Here is a 22,329-nt window from a genome sequence, read left to right on the forward strand (position 1 = left end):
CTCCTGGGGACTTGGTTTCAGCGATGCGCAGCAACTATCTTTTCACTTCCGAATCCGTTTCCGAAGGTCATCCGGACAAGGTCGCCGACCAGATCAGCGACGCCATCGTCGACCTGTTCCTGTCCAAGGACGCCGAAGCCCGCGTGGCCTGCGAAACCATGACCACCACCAACCGCGTCGTCCTGTCGGGCGAAATCCGCGGCAAGGGGATCATGGACCAGGAAGGCAATTGGGCCCCGGGCGTGCGCGAGGAAATCGAACGCGCGGTCCGCGATACGGTCAAGAAGATCGGTTACGAGCAGGACGGCTTTCACTGGGACCGCCTCGACTTCGCCAACCACCTGCATCCGCAGTCCGCGCATATCGCGCAGGGCGTCGACGCCGGCGAGAGCAAGGATGAAGGCGCGGGCGACCAGGGCATCATGTTCGGCTTCGCCTGCGACGAAACGCCCGACCTGATGCCGGCCACGCTATATTACAGCCACAAGATTCTCGAGCGGATGGCGGCTGACCGCCACAGCGGCAAGGCCCCGTTCCTGGAGCCCGACGCCAAGAGTCAGGTCACCCTTCGCTACGAGGATGGCAAGCCGGCCAAGGCGACCGCGATCGTCGTGTCGACTCAGCATGCCAAGGGCTATGACGAAGGCACCAAGGAAGCCGAGCTTCACGCTTATGTGAAGGACGTCGTCGCCGACGTCCTGCCGGCGCAGTTGCTGGGGAACGAGACCGTCTATCACATCAACCCGACCGGCAGCTTCGAGATCGGCGGGCCCGACGGCGACGCCGGCCTGACCGGCCGCAAGATCATCGTCGACACCTACGGCGGGGCGGCCCCGCACGGCGGCGGCGCCTTTTCGGGCAAGGACCCGACCAAGGTCGATCGTTCGGCCGCTTACGCCGCGCGCTACCTTGCCAAGAACATTGTCGCGGCGGGCCTTGCCACGCGCTGCACGATCCAGCTTGCCTATGCCATCGGCGTGTCCAAGCCGCTGTCGCTCTACGTCGATACGCACGGCACCGGCACGGTCGAGGACAGCAAGCTGGAAGAAGCGATCGGCAAGATCGACAAGCTTGGCGGCCTGACCCCGCGCGGCATCCGGACGCACCTGCAGCTCAACAAGCCGATCTACGAAAAGACCGCGGCCTACGGCCACTTTGGCCGGCAGGCCGAGGGTGACTTGTTCCCGTGGGAAAAAACCGACCTGGTCGACGACCTCAAGGCTGCGCTGAACTAATCCTTCGCGTCGGCCGCCGCGGCCGCTTTGAGCAGCAGCCCGACCGCGGATTCGGCCGCGAGGCCGATGGCGATTCCGACGGCAACATCGCTGAGGAAGTGATTTTCGCTGGGCAATTGAGCGGCGGCAACCGACGCGGCCGCAGCCCCGACCGGCAATGCCGCTTCGGGATACTCGCGCGCCACGGCAGCGGCCACGGCGGCCAGCCCCGCGCTATGGCCGGAAGGCATTGATCGCATTCCGCCTGCCTTGCTGGCGCCTTCTTTCAATTTGTAATTTCCCTTGCGCGCGACGCCCGGCCGCGTGCGGTCGATGCGGTCCTTGACCATCGACTTGGCGGCCGTCGCGAAACCGTGCGCGGCGAGCATGTGGAGCGCCGTCCGCACCATCCTTGCATCGCCGCGGCCAAGGCCGACCGCAAGCACCCCGGCGCACGCCGCGATCAGCGGCGGCTGGTCGCCCAATTCGGCGAATTGCCCGAGCAGCTTCGCCTCCGCAGATTGCGGACCGACCCGAACCGTTTCCGCCGTCGCGAGATCGGCCTTTTCGACCGGATGAAGCTTGCGGGAAGAGCGTTTTGCCATTGGCCCCTAACGACCCGGGCGAACGGTAAGTGCCGGCTGGCGATCCTCAGGCGTCGGAGCCGCCCACCAGCGTCAGCCGGGTTTCCGGCGCATCGTCGAAGCCCATGACCTGGTCGCGGCCTGCGGCCTTTGCGGCGTACATCGCACGGTCCGCCTTTTCGAGCATGTCCTCGATCGTCTGCCCGTCGCGGCGCAGGTAGATGCCAACGCTCGCACTGGCGCGTACCGGCCGGCCGCGCCCGTCCAGCCGCACGGCGGCGATGGCGTCATGAGCCTCCTGCGCGATGGCCGCGATGCGCTCGCAATATTTGCCTTCCACCAGCATCAGGAATTCGTCGCCCCCGATGCGGAACAGGCGCCCGCCGAAGCCAACCACGCGGTTGAGCGCGGCGCCGACGCCCGCCAGCAACTGGTCGCCGATGGCATGGCCATAGCCGTCGTTAACCAGCTTGAACTTGTCGAGGTCCATGGAGATCGCGCCGCAGCATTCCCATTCGCCGGCGTTGTCCGCCGCCACCGCCTGCGCCAGCGCGTGGCGGTTGCCGAGCTGGGTCAGCGGATCGAGCATCAGGCGGTTGGCCTGAGCCTTGATGACGTCGTGACCGATGACGAAGATCAGCAACAACCCGGCGGACAGACCGGTCAGCCCCATGATGAAATGAAAGACGAGGTTGACGTCGATGGAGAAGAAGTTGGGCTGCGCCGACAGTTCGTCGCCGACCGGGAAGGCGTGCAGATAGACGACACGCAACGCGTAGCTGGCGGCAAGACCAGAGACGATCGCGATGATGAACCTGTCGGCCGTCCGGCGGTGGCCCCAGCGCCAGCTTTCAACCGCCAGCGCGGTCAGCGCCGCGAACAGGCCGACGTTGAACGTGGTCTGCCGAACCTGCAGCGACGCGCCGAGGAAATTGAGCGTTCCGCACGCCAGCGCGGTACCGATCAGAAGCGCACCGACGATGATCGGGAAGCTCAACCGATGGCGCGCCGCGAGCGCCTTGGCGAACGCGGCGACGACGGCAAGGTGGAGGTAGAAAAGCGACCAGCTGTGTCCCGGCGGGCGTATCGCATCGAGCGTCACCCCAAGACAGGCGAGCGCGAACGCCGCCGCGCCCCAGCGGGCGGCGAGAATGCGCCTGTCGACCATTGCCAGCATCGCCAGGGCGATGGCGAAGACTGCGAAAATAGCCGGGATAAGCGCGAACAGGATGCGGGAGTCCAGCATCGCCGTCTGAATAGTCCAGCCATGGTTACGGTTCCACTACCGGCCAACCCTATTCGGAGTGGAAGCCCGCGCCTTGAAGCGGCGGCGCCGGACGGCTAGCCGCCGCCCGATGACCGCGCACAAGCCAGGCGACCCGACCACGCTCAATCGGCTGTACGGCCGATCGAGCGGGCACAAGCTGCGCAAGGGCCAGCAGGCGCTGGTCGAGCGGCTGTTGCCACAACTTGAAGTGCCGCAGGATGGCGACGTCACGGCCGCCGCCTTGTTCGGCGAAGACCGGCCGCTGCATTTCGAAATCGGGTTCGGTGGCGGCGAGCATCTGGCCGACCGTGCCGACATGCTTCCCGATCACGGTTTCATCGGCTGCGAGCCCTTCCTCAATGGCGTTGCCACCGTGCTCGGCCATATCCGCGACAAGCATCTGGCCAATGTTCGGCTGTGGCGGGGCGATGCGCTGGAGGTATTGCGCCGCGTGCCCGACGGCGCGCTGTCCTTCGTTTACCTGCTCCACCCCGACCCGTGGCCCAAGGCGCGCCACGCTAAGCGGCGGATGGTCAACGATGGGCCCGTCGACCTGATCGCGGCCAAGTTAAAGGCTGGCGGCGAGCTGCGGATCGCGACCGACCATCCCGTCTATCTCGAATGGACGCTGATGGTGATGGCCAGCCATGGCGGGCAGTTCGAATGGCTGGCGCGGACGCCGTCAGATTTTCTTAATCCGCCGGGCGGATGGATGGAAACGCGCTACGGCGCCAAATCCCGGCGGGAGGGCCGCCGACCCTATTACCTTCGCTATCGGAGGCGATGATGCGGTGGATGCTGGCTGGCCTGATCTCCCTCTTCGCGCTGCCCGGAGCCGCACAGGCCTGCGTGTGCCTGGGACCGCAGACCGAAGAGCAAAAACGCGACTTCGCCCGGGCGATCGCCGAGCGCGCCGTGGCGGTGGCCGAGGTCGAGCAAATCGCGGACATGGACGCCGCCACCATGACCCCGGAACGATACCGGGTGATCCGTCTGCTCGCCGGTCAGGCGCCGGCGACCTTTCACGAATATCGCCGATTCGCCTCCTTGGGCGAAGGGTCGGTCGTCACGACATCGTACAGCGATTGCGATGCCGGCCCGGCAGCCGGGGAGCGCGCGGTCGTCGTCCTGTTCAGCCCGCAGGAGATCGAGGCGAACCCGGCGGATTACGCGGCGGAAGAGCGTTTCATGACCGGACGCGGCGACATGCTGATGTGGTCGATGTGCGAGAAGCTGTTCGCCGAGCAGCAAGGCGGCCTCGCCCTGATTCTCGACGAGGCGCGCAAGCTGGGCAAGGCGGCGCGTTAGCCGGCCGGTTCGAGCCTGAGCAGCCGGCCGGGGTTGCCGTCCTCCAGGAGGTACACCGATCCTTCGGGCCCTTCGCTGACCGCACGGATGCGAGAGCCCATTTCCCATTGGTCGCCCTTGCGCGCCGTATCGCCGTCAAGGTCGACGCGGATCAGCGCATGGCCCGATAGCGCCGGGACGAGGGCATCCCCGGTCCAGCCGGCGAACTTCGTACCCTTGTAGATCATCAGCCCGGCCGGCGAGATCGACGGCGTCCACCACACCTTCGGCTCTTCGTATCCGCGGCCCTTGTGATCGTCCGGAATGTCGGCGCCATCGTAATGGCTGCCGTAGGACGCCAGGGGCCAGCCGTAATTCTTGCCCTTGGCGATCAAATTGATCTCATCGCCGCCTTTCGGTCCCATTTCGCTGTTCCACAGCCGGCCCTGCGCGTCGAAGGCCAGGCCCAGCACGTTGCGGTGACCCATCGAGTACCAGCGGCCGTCGATCCGTTCGCCCTCCGCGGTGAGGTGAATGATCTTGCCAAGGTCGACATTGCGGTCCTGTGCCGGCTGCATTTTCTGCCGGTCGCCGGAAGAAATGAACATTGTACCGTCAGGTGCGAAGGCGATACGGTGAGAAAAGTGGCCATTGCCGTCGACCTTGGGATCCTGGCGCCAGATCACCTTAAAATCGGTCAGTTGCGCGGCCACCGGTCCGCTCGGCACGGCCGGCCCGGCGAAAACCAGCGTGCCATAGCCGATCGCGGCGCCGCTGGTGCCGTCCGCGCCACGCTCGACGAAGCTGAGGTAGACGCGGTGATTGCCCGCATGGTCGGGATGCACGACGACATCGCCAAGGCCGCCCTGCCCCGCGACGTGAACCGCGGGCACTCCACCGACTTCCTGCCGTTTGCCCGTGGCGACGTCGACCAGCCACAGCTTGCCGCCTTTTTCGGTGACGAGTGCCTGGTTGGTGAGCGGGACGCCGCTGCCCGGAATGAAGGAGATCGCCCAGGGATCGTCGAAAGAAGCGACTTCGGCCGTGGTGAAAGGCCGCGCGCCCTCCGTGGTCCCGGCGTTCTGCGCGCTGGGTTGGGCAGTCCCGGACCCGCTCGCGCCGCAAGCGGCAACGGCGAGGACCAGGGGCGACAGCAAGGATCGAAGGGTCATACGGTCTTTATACTCCTGAGCGGAACTAAGGTGCCCTCCATTCTGTCTAGTCGAGATCATGCTCGCCTGCAGCCTACTTTCCCTGGCCACGGCCGTCCCGCCCAACGTCATCGACCAGGACGAGGCCAAGCGGCTCGGCCGCAAGGCGTTCAAGCGCACCAACTTGTTCGACCGACTGTCGGGCGTGTTCGACAACGCCGGCATCGCCAAGCGTCACCTGGTCGCGCCGGCCGACTGGTATGAACGGCCGCACGGCTGGCAGGACCGCAACACGCTCTATCTCGACGCGGCGCAGGCGCTGTTCGCGGAGGCCGCCGCGGCCGCCATTGCCAAGGCGGGGCTGGAGCCCGGCGATATCGACGGCGTCGTGTTCGTTTCCACTACCGGTATCGCCACGCCCAGCATCGAGGCGCGCGCCGGTCCGCGCCTCGGCCTTCGGTCCGACGTGCGGCGGGTGCCCGTGTTCGGGCTGGGCTGCGCCGGCGGAGTCAGCGGCCTCGCCACCGCGGCGCGACTGGCCAGCGCGGAGCCCGGCACCAACTGGCTGTTCGTCTGCGTCGAGACCTGTTCCATCTCCATCCGGCTGGAAAGCGACGATCCGGCGGCGGTCGTCGCCACGGCCTTGTTCGGCGACGGCGCGGCAGCCGCCGTGCTGCGCAGCGGCGCGCATTGCATCGGGCAGGTCACCGGCGCGGCGGAAAAGCTGTGGCCGGAAACGCAGCGGATCATGGGCTGGAATGTCGAGGACCCCGGCCTCGCCGTCGTCTTCGACCGCGCCATCCCGCCCTTCATCGAAGACAATCTGCGCCCCGCGGTCGATGAGATGCTGGGCTCGCTCGGACTGACGCTCGGTGACATCGACCGCCTCTGTTCTCACCCCGGCGGGGTCAAGGTGATCGACGCGATTGAGCAGGCGCTCGAATTGCCGCAGGGCGAGCTTAACATCGAGCGTGAAGTGCTGCGCGACTTCGGCAACATGAGCGCACCGACCGTGCTATTCGTGCTTGAACGGCTGATTGCGCGCGGGCTGCCCAAGAGGGTTCTGCTGACCGCTTTCGGCCCGGGCTTCACCTGCTCCGGCCTGGTGCTGGAGGCCGCATGACTTGGCCGGTCGCGATCCTGGCCTTCGTCACGCTCGAGCGATTGCTCGAGCTGGTGCTGGCCCGGCGCAACACTGCCCGCCTGCTCGAACGCGGCGCACGCGAGCATGCCCCCGGCCATTACCCGCTGATCGTCCTCCTCCACGCGGCGTGGCTGGCGACCCTGTGGGTGCTGGCGCCGGCCCGCGACGTCGACATGTTCTGGCTGGCGATGTTCGTGCTTTTGCAGGCGGCGCGCATCTGGGTGCTGGCAACGCTTGGGCCGCGGTGGACGACGCGGATCATCGTCCTGCCCGGCGAGCCGCTGGTGAAGCGCGGCCCGTACAAGATCCTGGCGCATCCGAACTATTGGGTGGTGATCGGGGAAATCGCGGTTTTGCCGCTGGTGTTCGAGCTTCCGTGGGTGGCGCTGATCTTCAGCCTGCTCAACGCTGCGATCCTGTGGATTCGCATCCGCGAGGAAGAGCGCGCGCTGCGCGCCTGAACCGCCTTGCGGGTTTGCGATCACGCGCCTATATCGGCCTTCTCTCCTCGACATCGTTAGTGGTGCTGAGGCTGGGGCTCGAAAGGCCCCGGTCCGAGAGGCGTTTGGATTAAGGGAAACCGCTTGGCCGATACCGAAGCGTTGACGAAGCTGATCGAACCGGAGCTGCAGGGCCTCGGCTTCGACCTCGTGCGCGTCGCGATGATCGGCGGCAAGTCCGATCCCACGCTGCAAGTGATGGCCGAGCGGCCCGACACGCGACAGCTGACGCTGGGCGATTGCGAGGCGATCTCGCGCCGGGTGTCCGAAAAGCTCGACGCGCTGGAGGCGGCGGGCAAGGATCCGATCGAACATGCCTATCGGCTGGAGGTCAGCTCGCCCGGAATTGACCGGCCGCTGACCCGGCTGAAGGATTACGACGACTGGTCCGGCCACGAAGCGCGGCTGAAGCTGGCGGAGCCCGACGGTGGCGCGAAGCAGCTGTCCGGCGCGATCGCCGGCACCGCGGGCGGGACCGTCACCATTTCGACGCCCAAGGGCGATAAGCAGGTGCAATTTTCGAACATCGCGTCGGCCAAGCTGTTGCTGACCGACAAGCTGATCCAATCAACCGCGCCCTTGAGTGCCGAGGGCGCCGATACCATCCAGACTGTGAAGGACTAAGACCATGGCCACCGCAGCCCCCGCGGCACCGACCGCCAACAAGGCCGAACTGCTTGCGATCGCCGACGCGGTCGCGCGCGAAAAGCTGATCGACAAGGACATCGTCATCGAGGCGATGGAAGACGCGATCCAGCGCGCCGCCCGGGCCCGCTACGGTGCCGAAAACGATATTCGCGCCAAGCTCGACGCGACCACTGGCGACCTGCGCCTGTGGCGGGTTCTCGAAGTGGTCGAGGAGCCGGAAGATCACTTCAAGCAGGTCGACCTGAAGGGCGCGCAGAAGCTGCAGAAGGATGCGCAGATGGGCGACTTCATCGTCGACCCGCTGCCGCCGATCGAATTCGGCCGCATCGCCGCCCAGGCCGCCAAGCAGGTCATCTTCCAGAAGGTCCGCGACGCCGAACGCGAGCGCCAGTACGAAGAATTCAAGGACCGGTCGGGCGAAGTCATCACCGGCGTCGTCAAGCGGGTCGAATTCGGCCACGTGGTCGTCGATCTTGGCCGCGCCGAAGGCGTCATCCGCCGCGACCAGCAGATCCCGCGCGAAATGGTTCGCGTCGGCGACCGCATCCGCGCGCTGATCCTGCGCGTCAGCCGCGAGGCTCGCGGCCCGCAGATCTTCCTGTCCCGCGCCCACCCCGACTTCATGAAGAAGCTGTTCGCGCAGGAAGTGCCGGAAATCTACGACGGCATCATCGAGATCAAGGCCGCGGCCCGCGACCCGGGCAGCCGCGCCAAGATCGGCGTGATCAGCCACGACGGGTCGATCGATCCGGTCGGCGCCTGCGTCGGCATGAAGGGCAGCCGCGTGCAGGCCGTCGTGCAGGAACTGCAGGGCGAGAAGATCGACATCATTCCCTGGTCGGAAGACCTTGCGACCTTCGTCGTCAACGGCCTGCAGCCGGCGACCGTCAGCCGCGTCGTCATCGACGAGGAGGAAAGCCGCATCGAAGTCGTCGTTCCCGACGACCAGTTGAGCCTGGCCATCGGCCGCCGCGGCCAGAACGTGCGCCTTGCTTCGCAGCTGACCAGCTCGCAGATCGACATCCTCACCGAGGCGGACGCTTCCGAGAAGCGCCAGCGCGAGTTCGTCGAGCGGTCCGAGATGTTCCAGACCGAATTGGACGTCGACGAGACGCTGGCCCAGCTGCTGGTCGCCGAAGGATTCACCAGCCTTGAGGAAGTGGCATACGTCCCCGAGGACGAGATCAGCTCGATCGAGGGTCTCGACGAGGATATCGCCAAGGAACTGCAGAGCCGCGCCGGCGAAGCGCTGGAGCGTCGCGAAGCGGCCGCCCGCGAGGAACGCCGCGGCCTTGGCGTCGAGGACGATCTCGCCACCATGCCGCACCTGACCGAGCAGATGCTGGTCACGCTGGGCAAGGCCGGGATCAAGACGCTCGACGACCTTGCCGACCTGGCCACCGACGAGCTGGTGCAGAAGAAGCGGGTCGAACCCCGCCGCCGGTCCGACGCGCCGACCCGGCCCGAGGACAAGGGCGGCATCCTGTCCGACTATGGCCTGACCGACGAACAGGGCAACGAGGTCATCATGGCCGCCCGCGCGCATTGGTTCGAAGATGAAGACGCATCCGCGTCGGGGTCCGAGAACGAAGAGCCGGCCAAGGACGACAAGGGGGAGGCCGCCGATGCGGAATCCCCGGAATGATACCGCCGATCGCGTAGAGCGAAGCCCCGAGCGCACTTGCGTCCTCACACGGACCAAGCGCGGCAAGGAGGATCTGATCCGGCTGGCGCTCGGTCCCGACGGGGCTGTCGCCCCGGACGTTCGCGCCCGCGCGCCGGGCCGCGGCGCCTGGATCGCGGTTTCGAAGAGCGCGCTTCAGGAAGCGGTCGCCAGCGGCAAACTGAAGGGCGCGCTGCAACGCGCGTTCAAGTCGACCGCCGTGACCGTGCCGGCCGACCTCGCCGAACTGACCGAGCAGGCGCTGCGCCGCAACGCGCTCGACCGGCTGGGCATGGAAGCACGCTCCGGCATGCTGATCAGCGGCTCCGACAAGGTCGAGAATGCGGCCCGGTCGGGCAAGGTCGCCCTGCTGATCCACGCCGCCGACGCGGCGGAGGACGGACGCCGCCGGCTGGACCAGGCGTGGCGGGTCGGCGGGGGGCCCTCGGCCCCGCTTGGCGAAGGCCAGGTGCGGGGGGTGATATTCCCCTGTGACCGCACTATCTTGTCATTAGCCTTGGGGCGGGAAAATGTGGTACATCTTGCCCTGATAGACCTCGCTGCCGCGGCGCGCGTGATGCAAGCGCTTGCCCGGTGGCAAAGATTCATTGACCCCGATGCCGGCTCGCAAGGCGGCGATTCCGCCCTTGGACCCGGCTCGGCTGCAGAAGTTGAAGGAATAGAATGAGCGACCAGACCGAAAAGCCGAAACTTGGCACCCGGCCGCCGCTGGGCATCAAGCGCACGGTCGAAACCGGCAAGGTGAAGCAGAGCTTCAGCCACGGCCGATCGAATACGGTCGTCGTCGAGGTGAAGAAGCGCCGTATCCTGGGCAAGCCGGGCGAAACGCCCGAGCCGGTCAAGGTGCCCGAGCCCGAGGCCGAGGCCCCCAAGCCGAAGCCCGCACCGCCCAAGCCGGCAACCCCGGCCCCGCGCGAGCGCAAGGCGTCGCCCGCCGAAGAACAGGCGCGCCGCATGGAAATGCAGACCCAGCTGCTGCGCGAAGCGGAAGAAGACCGCCTGCGCATGGCCGAGGAAGCGCGCCGCCGCGACGAGCAGGCGAAGGTCGAGCAGACCGAGGACGAGCGCCGTCGCGCCGAAGACAACCGCCGTGCCGAGGAAGAGGCCGCCGAGGCGGCCCGCAAGCAGGCCGAGGACGCCGCTGCCGAACAGACTCGCGCTGCGACGGAACCGGCGGCTCCGGCCGCTCCGCAGGCCGACGACGACCGCGGTCCCCGCCGTCATGGCAACGCCCCGGCGGCCAAGCGCCCCGAGCCTGCGCGCCCGTCGCGTGGCCGTGGCGACGACCAGCGCCAGCGCGGCAAGCTGACCGTCAGCCGGGCGCTGTCCGGCGAGGACGACAGCCGCGCCCGCAGCCTCGCCGCGCTGCGCCGCGCGCGCGAAAAGGAAAAGCGCGCCCACGAACAGTCCGGCCCGCGCGAAAAGCAGGTGCGCGACGTTATCGTGCCGGAGGCGATCACGGTCGCCGACCTTGCCAATCGCATGGCAGAGCGCGGCGCCGACCTGGTCAAAGCCCTGTTCAAGATGGGCATGCCGGTCACGCTGACCCAGACCATCGACCAGGACACGGCGGAGCTGCTGGTCACCGAGTTCGGGCACAACATCAAGCGCGTCAGCGAATCCGACATCGAGATCGGCATCAGCGGCGACGACGATGCGCCCGAGACGATGCAGCCCCGCTCGCCCGTGGTGACCATCATGGGCCATGTCGATCACGGCAAGACCTCGCTGCTCGACGCCATTCGCGGCGCCGACGTCGTTGCCGGCGAAGCTGGCGGCATCACCCAGCATATCGGCGCCTATCAGGTGACCCTGCCCGACAAGTCGAAGATCAGCTTCCTCGACACGCCGGGCCACGAAGCCTTCACGGAAATGCGCGCGCGCGGCGCCAACGTCACCGACATCGTCATCCTGGTGGTGGCGGCGGACGACGGCCTGAAGCCGCAGACGATCGAGGCGATCAACCACACCAAGGCGGCCGGCGTGCCGATGATCGTGGCGATCAACAAGATCGATAAGCCGGAAGCCAAGCCGCAAAAGGTTCGCGAGGAGCTGCTGCAGCACGAGGTGATCGTCGAGCAGATGGGCGGCGACGTCCAGGATGTCGAAGTGTCCGCCATGCAGAAGACCAATCTCGACAAGCTGCTCGAGGCCGTTCACCTGCAGGCCGAAATCCTCGAGCTCAAGGCCAATCCCGACCGCAACGCGGAAGGCACGGTCATCGAATCCAAGCTCGACAAGGGCCGCGGCCCGCTGGCCACCGTGCTCATTCAGCGCGGCACGCTCAAGGTTGGCGACGTGTTCGTTGCCGGTGCGTCGAGCGGCAAGGTCCGGGCGATGATCGACGACAAGGGCAAGCAGGTAAAGGAAGCCGGACCTTCGGTCCCGGTCGAAGTGCTCGGCCTGTCAGCGGTGCCGTCCGCCGGCGACCCGTTCACGGTCGTCGACAACGAAGCCCGCGCCCGCGAAGTCGCGGCCTATCGCCAGGGCGTGCTCGACAAGCAGCGCACGACCGCGGCGCCGGTCAGCCTGGAAAACATGTTCGCCAGCCATGCATCGACGACCAAGGAACTGCCGCTGGTGGTCAAGGCCGACGTGCACGGGTCGCTGGAAGCGATCAGCCACGCGCTCAACCGCTTGTCGACCGACGAGATCAAGGTGCGCATCCTGCACGCCGGGGTCGGCGGCATCACCGAAAGCGACGTCACGCTGGCAGGGGCCAGCGGTGCGCCGATCATCGGCTTCAACGTCCGTCCCAATGCCAAGGCGCGCGAAGTCGCCGCCCGCAGCAATGTCGAGTTCCGCTATTACGACGTCATCTATCACCTGACCGATTGGGCCAAGGGTGCGATGGCCGGCGAGCTTGGGCCAGAGATCATCGAAACGGTCGTCGGCCGCGCCGAAGTCCGCGAGGTCTTCCCGGCGGGCAAGAAGGATAAGGCCGCCGGCCTGCTGGTCCTCGAAGGCGTCATCCGCAAGGGTCTGAACGCCCGCCTGACGCGCGAGGACGTGATCGTTTCGAAGACCACGATCGCCTCGCTCCGCCGGTTCAAGGACGACGTCGCCGAGGTTGTGTCCGGCCTCGAATGCGGCGTGCTCTTGGCCGATACCAACGACATCAAGCCGGGCGACAGCCTGGAGGTGTTTGAGGTCGAGGAACGCGCAAGGACGCTGTAGCGGATGCGCCGCAACGAAACGTCCGAAGGCCGCTCGGTCCGCCTGCTGCGGGTTGGCGAGCAGGTGCGCCACGTGCTGAGCGAGTTGCTCGGCCGTGGCGACGTGCACGACGAAACGCTGCAATCGCACCTGGTCAGCATCACCGAAGTGCGCATGTCGCCCGACCTGCGCCATGCGACGGTGTTCGTGAAGCCGCTGCTGGGCCAGGACGAGGAAGCGGTATTGAAGGCGCTGCGCCAGAATACGGCTTTCCTCCAACGTGAGGTCGCGCAGCGGGTGCAGACCAAATATGCCGCGAAGCTGAAATTCCTGGCCGACGAAAGCTTCGACGAGGGCAGCCACATCGACCGGCTGCTGCGCTCGGACCATGTCGCGCAGGACCTCGACGAGGACTGATCCCATGGAGCCGCTGGCGCCCGCCTATCTTGCCGATCTGGCGTCGCTGCTGTCTTCGGTGGGCGCGTTTCTCGGCGGCTTTGCCGCGACTTACCTCGCGACCTTGCTGACGCTTGGAAACCAGGGGCGGGTGATGACCGCGTCCATCGCCTGCGCCGCGGCTTCGGCGGTCGCCTTTATCGTCTCGGTCATCGCGTCGATCAGCGTCATCGCGCACGTGCACCCGCAGGCGCCGCGGTCGATGGATGCTTTCTCCGGCGACGGACTGCGCGCGGCGATGGTCCTGGCATTCGTCGTCGGCATTCTCAGCCTGTTCGCCAGCGTCGGGCTGAGCGGCTGGACCCGGTCGAAGGGCGTCGGACGGATTACCACCGTTATAGCTGCGCTGGGCATGCTGGTCACCGTGATGGTCGTGTTCCGCCCGTGATCGCGGCGCTCGGGCGGCCCATGGTCGGCGACGGATGCCGCGCCGAGCCGTTCCAGCCCGAGCGTCACGAAGCGCTCAAGGCGGCCTGCGCCGAGGACCGCGAAATCTGGCACATCTACTCCGTCAATTGCGGACCGGAGGCATTCGACGAGACCATCGTCAGGCTGCTGGCGCGGCCCGACACCGTGACCTTCACGCTGTGGCAGGACGACGAATTGGTCGGCATGTCGAGCTATCTGCGCATCGACCCGGCCAATCGCGGTCTGGAGATCGGCTTCACTTACTACCGCCCGCATTTTCGCGGCACCGGCATCAACCGGCGGATCAAGGACATGATGATCCGCCGAGCCATCGAAGCCGGCTTCATCCGCATCGAATTCCGCGTCGACGCCCGCAATGTGCGCAGCCAGGCGGCGATGGCCAGGCTCGGCGCGGTGCGCGAGGGCGTACGCCGCGCCGACACCATCACTTGGACCGGCCATGTTCGCGACACGGTGCTGTTTTCCATCCTCAAGGACGAATGGCCGACTTGATCAACGGCTGGATCATTCTCGACAAGCCTGTGGGGCTGGGCTCGACGCAGGCGGTGTCGGCGGTCAAGCGCGCCCTGCGCACCGCGGGCGAACCGAAAACCAAGGTCGGCCATGGCGGCACGCTCGATCCGCTGGCCAGCGGCGTATTGCCCATCGCCATCGGCGAAGCGACCAAGGTTGCCGGGCGGATGCTCGACGCGACCAAGGTCTATGACTTCACTATCCGTTTCGGCGAGCAGACCGACACGCTGGACGCGGAAGGGGCCGTCATGGCGACGAGCGACGTGCGTCCCGCCCAAGGTGCCATCGCCGCTTCCCTGCCGGGCTTCACCGGCCCGATCGAGCAGGTCCCGCCCGCTTATTCGGCGCTGAAGATCGACGGCAAGGCCGCTTATGCCCGCGCCCGCGCAGGCGAAGAGGTCAAGATGAAGACCCGCTGCGTCACCGTTCACGCGCTCGACCTGATTGCCGCAGACGCGGACAGCGCGACGTTGAGCGCCACCGTATCCAAGGGGACGTACATCCGGTCGCTGGCACGGGACATCGCGTTGGCGTTGAACAGCGTCGGGCACGTGTCCATGTTGAGACGAACACGCGCTGGCCCGTTCGGTCTGGAATCGGCTATTTCGCTGGACTTTCTGGACGAACTCGCTAGAGCGCGCGACCTGACGAGGGCGGTGCTTCCGCTGGAAGCGGCGCTGGACGACATCCCGGCCCTCCCCGTCACCCCCGGCCAGGCTCAGCTGATCCGACAAGGACAGCGCCTATCCGGGTTCCCGGTAACGCCGGGGCTTCAGCTGGCGACACTGGACAGAGTTCCCGTCGCGCTGGTCGAAGCCACGGCCGACGGCCTGACGGTCGTCCGGGGTTTCAATTTCCCGGATGTCGCGGAGTGAATTTCTATGTCGATTACCGCTGAAACGAAGACCAAGCTGATCAAGGAACATGGCCGGGGCAAGGACGACACCGGTTCGCCGGAAGTCCAGGTCGCCATCCTGACCGAACGGATCCGCAACCTCACCGACCATTTCAAGACCCATGCGAAGGACAACCATTCGCGCCGCGGTCTGTTGATGCTGGTCAACCAGCGCCGTTCGCTGCTCGATTACCTTCGTCGCAAGGATGAGCAGCGTTACACCGATCTCATCGCGAAGCTGGGTCTTCGCAAGTAACCCGAACGGCTCCCTCGAGGAGCCGTTTGCTTATGGGGCCAGCCGCAATTCGGCGGATCGGCCTTAGGGGCATTTCAAGGCCCCAGACCGCTCGCAGGCCGGCTTGCCTGCCAAATGCTGTCCCGCCGGGCATCCGGCCCGCGGGGTGAAGGAAATGACATGTTCGATATCAAGACTGTAGAAATCGCGCTCGGGGACAAGACCCTGAAGCTCGAAACGGGCCGCGTTGCCCGCCAGGCCGACGGCGCGGTTCTCGCGACCCTTGGCGAAACCGTCGTGCTGTGCGCCGTCACCGCCGCCAAGAAGGTCAAGGAAGGCCAGGATTTCTTCCCGCTGACCGTCCACTACCAGGAAAAGTTTTCCGCTGCCGGCCGTATCCCCGGCGGCTTCTTCAAGCGCGAGCGTGGAGCGACCGAGAAGGAAACGCTGACCAGCCGCCTGATCGACCGTCCGGTCCGCCCGCTGTTCCCGGAAGGCTTCTACAATGAAGTCCTCGTGATCGCGCAGGTGCTGTCCTACGACGGCGAGAACGAGCCCGACATCGTCGCCATGTACGCCGCGTCGGCCGCGCTGACGATTTCCGGCGTTCCGTTCATGGGTCCGATCGGCGCCGCGCGCGTCGGCTACAAGGATGGCGAATACATCCTCAACCCGAGCCCGGAACAGCAGAAGGAAAGCGAGCTCGACCTCGTCATGGCCGGCACGCTGAATGCCGTGATGATGGTGGAATCGGAAGCCAAGGAGCTGTCCGAAGAGATCATGCTCGGCGCCGTGATGTTCGGTCACAAGGCCAGCCAGCAGGTCTGCGAAGCGGTCATCTCGCTCGCCGAAAAGGCCGCCAAGGAGCCGTGGGAACTGAACAGCGACAAGGACCAGAAGTCGGGCATCAAGGCCAAGCTTAAGGACCTCATCGGCAAGGACATCGAAGCCGCCTACAAGCTGACCGACAAGCAGGAGCGGTCGACCGCGCTCAGCAATGCGCGCGACAAGGCGAAGGAGGCTTTCGCCGACGCCGAGCCGCAGGAACAGCTGGTCGCCGGCAAGGCGGTCAAGGGGCTGGAAGCCGACATCGTCCGCACCGCCATCCTGAAGGACGGCCGCCGCATCGACGGTCGCGACACCAAGACGGTGCGCCCGATCGAAGCGATGGTCCACTTCCTGCCGCGCGCGCACGGTTCGGCGATCTTCACCCGCGGTGAAACGCAGGCGATCGTAACCACCACGCTGGGCACCAAGGAATCGGAGCAGATGATCGACGGGCTGGAGGGTCTCTCTTACTCGCGCTTCATGCTGCACTATAACTTCCCGCCCTATTCGGTCGGTGAAGTCGGCCGCTTCGGCGCCCCGTCGCGCCGCGAAACCGGCCACGGCAAGCTCGCCTGGCGCGCGCTGCACCCGATGCTGCCGAGCGTCGAGGAATTCCCGTACACGATCCGCGTCCTGTCCGACATCACCGAGTCCAACGGCTCGAGCTCGATGGCAACGGTGTGCGGCGGCTCGCTGGCCATGATGGACGCCGGCGTTCCGCTCAAGCGGCCGGTCGCGGGCATCGCCATGGGCCTGATCCTCGAAGGCAGCGACTATGCCGTCATCTCGGACATCCTGGGCGACGAGGACCACCTTGGCGACATGGACTTCAAGGTTGCCGGCACGTCGGAAGGCGTGACCTCGCTCCAGATGGACATCAAGGTCGCCGGCATCACCGAGGAAATCATGCAGACCGCCCTTGCCCAGGCGAAGGACGGCCGTGCGCACATCCTCGGTGAAATGGCCAAGGCCCTGCCGGAAACGCGTGGCGAGCTCAGCGAGCACGCACCGCGCATCGAGACGATGCAGATCCCCAAGGACAAGATCCGCGAAGTCATCGGCACCGGCGGCAAGGTCATCCGCGAAATCGTCGCGGAGACCGGCGCCAAGGTCGACATCGACGACGAGGGCGTGATCAAGATCAGCTCGTCCGACCTGTCCCAGATCGAGGCCGCGCGCCAGTGGATCCAGGGTATCGTCGCGGAGCCGGAAGTCGGCACCATCTACACCGGCAAGGTCGCCAACATCGTCGATTTCGGCGCGTTCGTGACGTTCATGCCCGGCAAGGACGGCCTGGTGCACGTGTCCGAAATCAAGAACGAGCGGGTCGAAAACGTCCGCGACGTGCTTGAGGAAGGGCAGGAAGTGAAGGTCAAGCTGCTCGAGGTCGACCAGCGCGGCAAGGTTCGCCTGTCGATGCGCCTCGTCGACCAGGAAACCGGCGCAGAGCTGGAGGACACCCGTCCGCCGCGCGAACCGCGTGAAGGCGGCGATCGCGGTCCCCGTGGCGACCGCGGTGGCCGTGGCGGCGGCCGGGACGGCGACCGCCGTCGTGGCGGCGGCGGCGGTGGACGCGGCGGCGACCGCGACCGCGGTCCGCGCGGCGACCGGGACGGCGGCGGCCGTGGCGACCGCGGCCCGCGCCGCGACCGCGACGGTAACGAAGGCGGCAAGGACGAGGGCGGCGAGCCCAAGTTCGCCCCGGCCTTCCTGACCGGCGGCGACGAAGACTAAACGTCGGCTTCAGTCGAACCAACAGAAAGCCCCGCCGCGAGACGATCGCGGCGGGGCTTTTCGTTAGGCTTCAAAGAATGAAGTCGCTCCCCAACAGCCCGTGGTTGCCGTCGAGGCGGACCATGAAATCGGCCGCCCCGTCGCCATTGGTGTCGCCGTAAACGTAGGTGTTGCCGTTGGACATCTGATAGCGCAGTTGTCCCGCAGCGCCCGTAAAGACGCCGGTGCCGATGAAGGCAAACGCCTGATCGCCGGCCAGCGCCGCGTTGGCATCCACCAGGTGAAAATCGAGCCGGTCGCCCTGCGCGTGGCTGAAGTCCATCACGCGGTCGGCGGTCGACGCACTCACGCCGCCGAATTCGCCGTTGCGGAACAGGAAGGTGTCCGAGCCCTGCCCGCCGCGCAGGCTGTCCGACCCGCCGCGTCCGTTGAGGACGTTATCGCCGGCATTGCCGACAATCACATTGCCCAGCCCGTTGCCGGTCAGGGCGATGTCGGCCGATCCGCGCGCGAAAGCGTCTTCGACATTCGCGTCCAGTGCCCAGCTGATCGACGTATAGACGCGGTCGCGTCCGGCGCCCGCTTCCTCGACCGTGCGGTCGCCCGCGTCATCGACAATATAGGCGTCATCGCCCTGTTGCCCGGAAAGCAGGTCCGCTCCGGAACCGCCGCTTAGCACATTGTCGAGAGCGTTGCCGCTGATCGCATTGGAGAGGCCGTTGCCGGTCCCGCGCACCGCCGACCCGCCCAGCACCAGGTTTTCGATGTGGGACCGGAGCGAGAAGCTCACCGACGAATAGACCGTGTCGATACCCTCTTCTTCCAGCTCAGATATGCGGTCGGCGCCATCATCCACCACATAGGTATCGTTGCCGTCGCCGCCGTGCATGACGTCGGCGCCGGCTTCGCCAACGAGGATATCGTTGCCGTCGCCGCCGAAGAGTTTGTCGTCACCTGCGCCGCCGTACAAGCGATCTTCGCCGCTCACGACGCGGTCGTCGCCGCCGTCCCCGTACATGGTGTCGTTGCCATCGCGGCCATAGAGGTCGTTATCACCGGCGTTGCCGCGCAGGACGTTATCGAGGCGGTTGCCAGAGCCAATCAGATCCTCGGCCCCGATCAGCTCAAGGTTTTCGACATTCGAGCCGAGCGAATAGCTGAGCGTGGACCGGACCAGATCGGCGCCCTCGCCATCGAGTTCGATCACCGCATCGGCAGCCGTGTCGACGATGTAAAGGTCGTTGCCCGTTCCGCCGCGGGCTACATCGTCGCCGGCACCGCCGTCGAGCACGTCGTCGCCCGCGCTACCCACCAGCCTGTCCGAGCCGGCTTCCCCGCCCAGCTTATCGTCTTGTGTCCCGCCGTTGATGAAATCGTGGCCGCCGCCGCCGACAAGAACATCCTCGCCTGCCTGGCCGCGCAACTGGTCGGCACCGTCCAGCCCGAAGACGATGTCCGCCGAGCCGCTACCCAGCAGCGTTTCCGCTGCCGCCGTCCCGCTGACTTCTGCCAGCTCGCGGACAACGAACGTTCCCCAGGCGCCCCAGCTGTTGTGCGGCAGAAAATCGTTCAGCGGTTGCCCGGACCGAACGAAGTCCTCGACATGGCGGATCGTAGCATCGCCGATTTCGGCCGATGAATCATAAAAAGAAACGGCGTTGGGATCGATATGATAGGCCCACCCCACGTTGTAGCTTGCGGGGGCCTCGACAACGATGCCACCTATGCGCATCGCATCCGTAACCGAGCCGTCGATCAGCCCGCGTGCATGATCGATCTGCAAGGGATCCAGGATCTGGACGACAGCAGTGTCGCGTCCATCCGAAAACACGAAATACGCCATGCTGCCTCCCCGCCCGCTTCGACATCAAACCCGCTCGCGGCAGACGGCGATGCCCGCTTGCCGACCGCATGCTTGATCCTCGAAAGTCGAGCGCGGCACAAGCCAAATCTCCTCGCATCCGCGATGGATTTCAGACACTTAGCTTTAGTTAGTAGCGCGTATCCCTCGCTCGTCCGACCGCGAGCTAGAGTATGAAGTCACCCCCGACCAACGTGTGGCTGCCGTCGAGGCGGACCATGAAATCGGCCGCCCCGTCGCCATTTGTGTCGCCGTAAACGTAGGTGTTGCCGTTGGACATCTGATAGCGCAGCTGTCCCGCGGCGCCGGTGAAAGCGCCGGTGCCGATGAAGGCGAACGCCTGGTCGCCGGCCAGCGCCGCGTTGGCGTCGACCAGGTGGAAGTCGAGCCGGTCGCCTTGCGCATGGCTGAAGTCCATCACGCGGTCGGCGGTCGACGCGCTCATGCCGCCGAATTCGCCGGTGCGGAACGTGAACGTGTCCGACCCCAACGATCCGCGCAGGCTGTCCGCACCGGCGCGCCCGTCGAGCACGTTATTACCGCCGTTGCCGACGATCACGTTGTCGATGGCGTTGCCGCGCCCTGCGATCGAAGCGGTACCGCGAAGGAACAGGTCTTCGACCGCGGCTTCGAGCGACCAGGCGACCGTGGAATAGACGCGGTCGCGCCCGCCGCCCGAAGCTTCCACCGTGTGATCGCCGGCGTTCTCGACATAATAGATGTCGTTGCCGCCAGCCCCAGTCATCACGTCCGCACCCAGGCCGCCGTTGAGCACGTTGTTGCCGTTCGTCCCCGTCAATTGGTTGGCCAGGTTATTGCCCGACGCGCGGACCGCGCTGCCGGTCAGCGTCAGATTTTCGAAATTGGAGCTGAGTGCGAAGCTCACCGAGCTGTAGACGAGGTCCCGCCCCTGACCGGCGAATTCGGCCAGGCGTTCCCCGACGTTGTCCACGTAATAGGTGTCGTTGCCCGCACCGCCGCGCATGATGTCCGCCCCGGCCCCGCCGTTCAGGATGTTGTTGCTGGCGTTACCAACGATGCGGTTGATTGCGCCGTTACCGGTGGCGGAAACGGCCGTTCCGGTCAGGATCAGGTTTTCGATGTTCGCGGCCAGCGCGAAATTGATCGAGCTGTAGACCGTGTCCGAGCCGCCTCCCGCCACTTCGGCGATCGAATCCCCGGCGGCATCGACATAATAGGTGTCGTCGCCGGCCAGTCCGGTCATCGTGTCGGATCCGCCGCGGCCGTCGAGGACGTTGTTGCCGGTATTGCCCTGCAACGTGTCTGCATAAGTCGTCCCGCGAACATTCTCGATCGAGATCAGCGTGTCGGTACCGGCACCGCCCTGCGTGCTGGCCAGGCCAGTCACCAGATTGACGCTGACCCCGGCGGTCATGCCGACGGAATAATCGACGGTATCGGAGCCCGCGCCGCCGTTGACCGTGTTCGAGCCCTGGCCGGGCGCTAGGCGGTCGTCGCCGGCATTGCCCTGCAACGTGTCGTTGCCCGAGCCGCTGTCGAGGAAGTTCGCGGCCGAGTTGCCAATCAGCGTATCCGCGCCGGTCCCGGTGCGCGCATTTTCAATCACCGTGAACGGTGCGATGGCGATGTTGCCGGTCTCTCCCAGCACATTGGAGAACGTGCCGGAGTTAAGGTTGACCAGTTGCGAGCCGCTGCGGTTGCCCAGATCGATCGTGTCGATGCCGCCGCTGTCGAAGATTGTCAGTGCACCGGAATCGTTAGTCCAGTTGGTGCCGTAAGTGGTGTTGCCTTCGCGGGTCGTGGTCGACAGCCCGTACAGGAAGCGCATCGCGAGGATGTCGGCGCTCATCGGGGTCAAAGCGAAATTATAGTCGAAACCGCGATCGACGAAGTAGGCGTTTTCGGTTTGCGAGAAGTAGGACATGATCGAGGTCGACCACGCATCGTTCGCGAACAGCGCGTCGGTGTCGTAGGTCGCCACGCTATTGTAATCGCCGGCATGGCCAAGCCCGAGCGCATGGCCGATTTCGTGAATATAGGCTTGGAAGGCGTAGCCTTGCTGGTTTGCGCCATATTCGGTCAGCCAGGCGACATCGACGTTAACCTCCGACCGCGAAATGATGTGATTGCTATAGCTGGAGGTCGAGTAGGCTCCCTCATCGCTATCGTCGAAGACGATCTGCCCGCCGGTCGCGACTTCGTCGAATTCGACGCCGATGATGTCGGTCCAAAGCTGTAGAGCCGCACGCGCGAGGTTTTGGCCGGCGGCAGTCAGCGCCGTGAGGTTGACCGTGATCGAGTCGCCCTGACTAACGTCAAAATGGCGGTAATCGCCATTCCAGAAGCCGTGAGTGAGCTGGTTGGCGGCCTGCTCGAGGCTGTAGACCGGCGGTGCCGTGTAGGGCTGAACGGTGACAGTATACTGGCCGGCGTAGGATTCGTCGTACGCACCGATGTCGAGATAATAGACGCCGGTCGTCGTTGCGGTGAACACGAGCCGCGAATCCCGGCCCGAGCCGCTGTCGTCATTTTCCGCGAGGAGCGTGCCCGCCGCGTTGCGGACGAAAAGATAGGGATCCTCAAGCGGATTGGCGCCGGATCCGTTAAGCGTGATCACGATCCGCTGACCGGCGGTCAACTCGATGCGAATCCAGTCGTGATCGCCTACGACCTCCAGCTGGTTGGTCAGCGTGCCGCCGACGGTGATGTCCGTAGTCGTCAGCGAATCTGCAGGAATATCAACCATTCAACCCTCCGTGGA

At 65.9% G+C, this 22,329-nt stretch carries 20 protein-coding genes; 15 read left to right on the top strand and 5 right to left on the bottom strand.

All coding sequences use genetic code 11. The features are described from left to right. Positions 1-23 precede the first annotated feature (23 nt). On the top strand, positions 24-1,235 hold the full coding sequence (gene metK, locus H8M03_RS05440) for a methionine adenosyltransferase (protein WP_187480718.1): 1,212 nt from the start codon (positions 24-26) through the stop codon (positions 1,233-1,235). Here metK and H8M03_RS05445 read toward each other — a convergent pair. Together H8M03_RS05445 and H8M03_RS05450 are read right to left on the bottom strand one after the other, a co-directional pair. After that, entirely contained in the window at positions 1,232-1,819 is a 588-nt protein-coding gene (locus H8M03_RS05445; protein ID WP_187480719.1) for a phosphatase PAP2 family protein, read from the bottom strand. The genes metK and H8M03_RS05445 overlap by 4 nt on opposite strands. Positions 1,820-1,865: 46 nt before the next feature. Beyond that, on the bottom strand, positions 1,866-3,044 hold the full coding sequence (locus tag H8M03_RS05450) for a GGDEF domain-containing protein (RefSeq protein WP_187480720.1): 1,179 nt from the start codon (positions 3,042-3,044) through the stop codon (positions 1,866-1,868). A gap of 109 nt (positions 3,045-3,153) precedes the next feature. On the opposite strand from H8M03_RS05450, the gene trmB reads away from it, so the two are divergent. Together trmB and H8M03_RS05460 are read left to right on the top strand one after the other, a co-directional pair. Then, entirely contained in the window at positions 3,154-3,852 is a 699-nt protein-coding gene (trmB, locus tag H8M03_RS05455) for a tRNA (guanosine(46)-N7)-methyltransferase TrmB (RefSeq protein ID WP_187480721.1), read from the top strand. Further along, positions 3,849-4,373: a hypothetical protein gene (locus tag H8M03_RS05460; protein ID WP_187480722.1), complete on the top strand. Its 525-nt coding sequence runs from the start codon at positions 3,849-3,851 to the stop codon at positions 4,371-4,373. Before trmB ends, H8M03_RS05460 begins: the two co-directional genes overlap by 4 nt. Here the strand turns inward: H8M03_RS05460 and H8M03_RS05465 are convergent. Continuing rightward, positions 4,370-5,524 carry a PQQ-dependent sugar dehydrogenase gene (locus H8M03_RS05465; protein ID WP_187480723.1) on the bottom strand — a complete coding sequence of 385 codons (1,155 nt, stop codon included), beginning with the start codon at positions 5,522-5,524 and terminating at the stop codon, positions 4,370-4,372. The genes H8M03_RS05460 and H8M03_RS05465 overlap by 4 nt on opposite strands. A 58-nt stretch (positions 5,525-5,582) precedes the next feature. Between H8M03_RS05465 and H8M03_RS05470 the strand changes: the two genes are divergently transcribed. From H8M03_RS05470 to pnp, 12 genes are all read left to right on the top strand, one after another. Beyond that, positions 5,583-6,626: a type III polyketide synthase gene (locus H8M03_RS05470; RefSeq protein ID WP_187480724.1), complete on the top strand. Its 1,044-nt coding sequence runs from the start codon at positions 5,583-5,585 to the stop codon at positions 6,624-6,626. Continuing rightward, positions 6,623-7,108, top strand: a complete 486-nt coding sequence (locus H8M03_RS05475) for an isoprenylcysteine carboxyl methyltransferase family protein (protein ID WP_187480725.1) — start codon at positions 6,623-6,625, stop codon at positions 7,106-7,108. The genes H8M03_RS05470 and H8M03_RS05475 overlap by 4 nt, the downstream gene beginning before the upstream one ends. Positions 7,109-7,231: 123 nt before the next feature. Next, entirely contained in the window at positions 7,232-7,771 is a 540-nt protein-coding gene (gene rimP, locus H8M03_RS05480) for a ribosome maturation protein RimP (protein WP_187480726.1), read from the top strand. 4 nt (positions 7,772-7,775) lie between these two features. Next, a complete protein-coding gene (nusA, locus tag H8M03_RS05485) occupies positions 7,776-9,440 on the top strand; it encodes a transcription termination factor NusA (RefSeq protein ID WP_187480727.1) in 1,665 nt (554 codons plus the stop codon). Beyond that, positions 9,421-10,146, top strand: a complete 726-nt coding sequence (locus H8M03_RS05490; protein WP_187480728.1) for a DUF448 domain-containing protein — start codon at positions 9,421-9,423, stop codon at positions 10,144-10,146. Before nusA ends, H8M03_RS05490 begins: the two co-directional genes overlap by 20 nt. After that, complete coding sequence (infB, locus tag H8M03_RS05495) at positions 10,143-12,656, top strand: translation initiation factor IF-2 (protein WP_187480729.1); 2,514 nt, start codon at positions 10,143-10,145, stop codon at positions 12,654-12,656. The genes H8M03_RS05490 and infB overlap by 4 nt, the downstream gene beginning before the upstream one ends. A 3-nt stretch (positions 12,657-12,659) precedes the next feature. Further along, positions 12,660-13,052: a 30S ribosome-binding factor RbfA gene (gene rbfA, locus H8M03_RS05500; RefSeq protein ID WP_187480730.1), complete on the top strand. Its 393-nt coding sequence runs from the start codon at positions 12,660-12,662 to the stop codon at positions 13,050-13,052. A 4-nt stretch (positions 13,053-13,056) separates the two neighbouring features. Next, positions 13,057-13,479, top strand: a complete 423-nt coding sequence (locus tag H8M03_RS05505; protein ID WP_187480731.1) for a hypothetical protein — start codon at positions 13,057-13,059, stop codon at positions 13,477-13,479. A gap of 20 nt (positions 13,480-13,499) precedes the next feature. Next, a complete protein-coding gene (locus H8M03_RS05510; RefSeq protein ID WP_187480732.1) occupies positions 13,500-14,012 on the top strand; it encodes a GNAT family N-acetyltransferase in 513 nt (170 codons plus the stop codon). Then, complete coding sequence (gene truB, locus H8M03_RS05515; protein WP_187480733.1) at positions 14,000-14,908, top strand: tRNA pseudouridine(55) synthase TruB; 909 nt, start codon at positions 14,000-14,002, stop codon at positions 14,906-14,908. The genes H8M03_RS05510 and truB overlap by 13 nt, the downstream gene beginning before the upstream one ends. A 6-nt stretch (positions 14,909-14,914) precedes the next feature. Beyond that, entirely contained in the window at positions 14,915-15,184 is a 270-nt protein-coding gene (rpsO, locus tag H8M03_RS05520; RefSeq protein ID WP_187480734.1) for a 30S ribosomal protein S15, read from the top strand. A 159-nt stretch (positions 15,185-15,343) separates the two neighbouring features. Next, the gene (pnp, locus tag H8M03_RS05525) at positions 15,344-17,725 is read left to right on the top strand and encodes a polyribonucleotide nucleotidyltransferase (RefSeq protein WP_187480735.1); all 2,382 of its coding nucleotides are present in this window, start codon (positions 15,344-15,346) and stop codon (positions 17,723-17,725) included. A gap of 70 nt (positions 17,726-17,795) precedes the next feature. On the opposite strand, the gene H8M03_RS05530 is transcribed toward pnp, so the two are convergent. After that, a complete protein-coding gene (locus H8M03_RS05530; RefSeq protein ID WP_187480736.1) occupies positions 17,796-19,568 on the bottom strand; it encodes a calcium-binding protein in 1,773 nt (590 codons plus the stop codon). A 184-nt stretch (positions 19,569-19,752) separates the two neighbouring features. Beyond that, the gene (locus H8M03_RS05535) at positions 19,753-22,314 is read right to left on the bottom strand and encodes a M10 family metallopeptidase C-terminal domain-containing protein (protein ID WP_187480737.1); all 2,562 of its coding nucleotides are present in this window, start codon (positions 22,312-22,314) and stop codon (positions 19,753-19,755) included. Between the last annotated feature and the right edge of the window lie 15 nt (positions 22,315-22,329).

It is taken from the genome of Sphingomonas sabuli, assembly GCF_014352855.1.
Classification (GTDB): domain Bacteria; phylum Pseudomonadota; class Alphaproteobacteria; order Sphingomonadales; family Sphingomonadaceae; genus Sphingomicrobium; species Sphingomicrobium sabuli.

Coding starts and splice junctions, on each gene's coding strand:
- metK (WP_187480718.1), top strand. CDS start 24: ATGCGCAGCAACTATCTTTTCACTTCCGAATCCGTTTCCGAAGGTCAT.
- H8M03_RS05445 (WP_187480719.1), bottom strand. CDS start 1,819: ATGGCAAAACGCTCTTCCCGCAAGCTTCATCCGGTCGAAAAGGCCGAT.
- H8M03_RS05450 (WP_187480720.1), bottom strand. CDS start 3,044: ATGCTGGACTCCCGCATCCTGTTCGCGCTTATCCCGGCTATTTTCGCA.
- trmB (WP_187480721.1), top strand. CDS start 3,154: ATGACCGCGCACAAGCCAGGCGACCCGACCACGCTCAATCGGCTGTAC.
- H8M03_RS05460 (WP_187480722.1), top strand. CDS start 3,849: ATGATGCGGTGGATGCTGGCTGGCCTGATCTCCCTCTTCGCGCTGCCC.
- H8M03_RS05465 (WP_187480723.1), bottom strand. CDS start 5,524: ATGACCCTTCGATCCTTGCTGTCGCCCCTGGTCCTCGCCGTTGCCGCT.
- H8M03_RS05470 (WP_187480724.1), top strand. CDS start 5,583: ATGCTCGCCTGCAGCCTACTTTCCCTGGCCACGGCCGTCCCGCCCAAC.
- H8M03_RS05475 (WP_187480725.1), top strand. CDS start 6,623: ATGACTTGGCCGGTCGCGATCCTGGCCTTCGTCACGCTCGAGCGATTG.
- nusA (WP_187480727.1), top strand. CDS start 7,776: ATGGCCACCGCAGCCCCCGCGGCACCGACCGCCAACAAGGCCGAACTG.
- H8M03_RS05490 (WP_187480728.1), top strand. CDS start 9,421: ATGCGGAATCCCCGGAATGATACCGCCGATCGCGTAGAGCGAAGCCCC.
- infB (WP_187480729.1), top strand. CDS start 10,143: ATGAGCGACCAGACCGAAAAGCCGAAACTTGGCACCCGGCCGCCGCTG.
- rbfA (WP_187480730.1), top strand. CDS start 12,660: ATGCGCCGCAACGAAACGTCCGAAGGCCGCTCGGTCCGCCTGCTGCGG.
- H8M03_RS05505 (WP_187480731.1), top strand. CDS start 13,057: ATGGAGCCGCTGGCGCCCGCCTATCTTGCCGATCTGGCGTCGCTGCTG.
- H8M03_RS05510 (WP_187480732.1), top strand. CDS start 13,500: ATGGTCGGCGACGGATGCCGCGCCGAGCCGTTCCAGCCCGAGCGTCAC.
- truB (WP_187480733.1), top strand. CDS start 14,000: ATGGCCGACTTGATCAACGGCTGGATCATTCTCGACAAGCCTGTGGGG.
- rpsO (WP_187480734.1), top strand. CDS start 14,915: ATGTCGATTACCGCTGAAACGAAGACCAAGCTGATCAAGGAACATGGC.
- pnp (WP_187480735.1), top strand. CDS start 15,344: ATGTTCGATATCAAGACTGTAGAAATCGCGCTCGGGGACAAGACCCTG.
- H8M03_RS05530 (WP_187480736.1), bottom strand. CDS start 19,568: ATGGCGTATTTCGTGTTTTCGGATGGACGCGACACTGCTGTCGTCCAG.
- H8M03_RS05535 (WP_187480737.1), bottom strand. CDS start 22,314: ATGGTTGATATTCCTGCAGATTCGCTGACGACTACGGACATCACCGTC.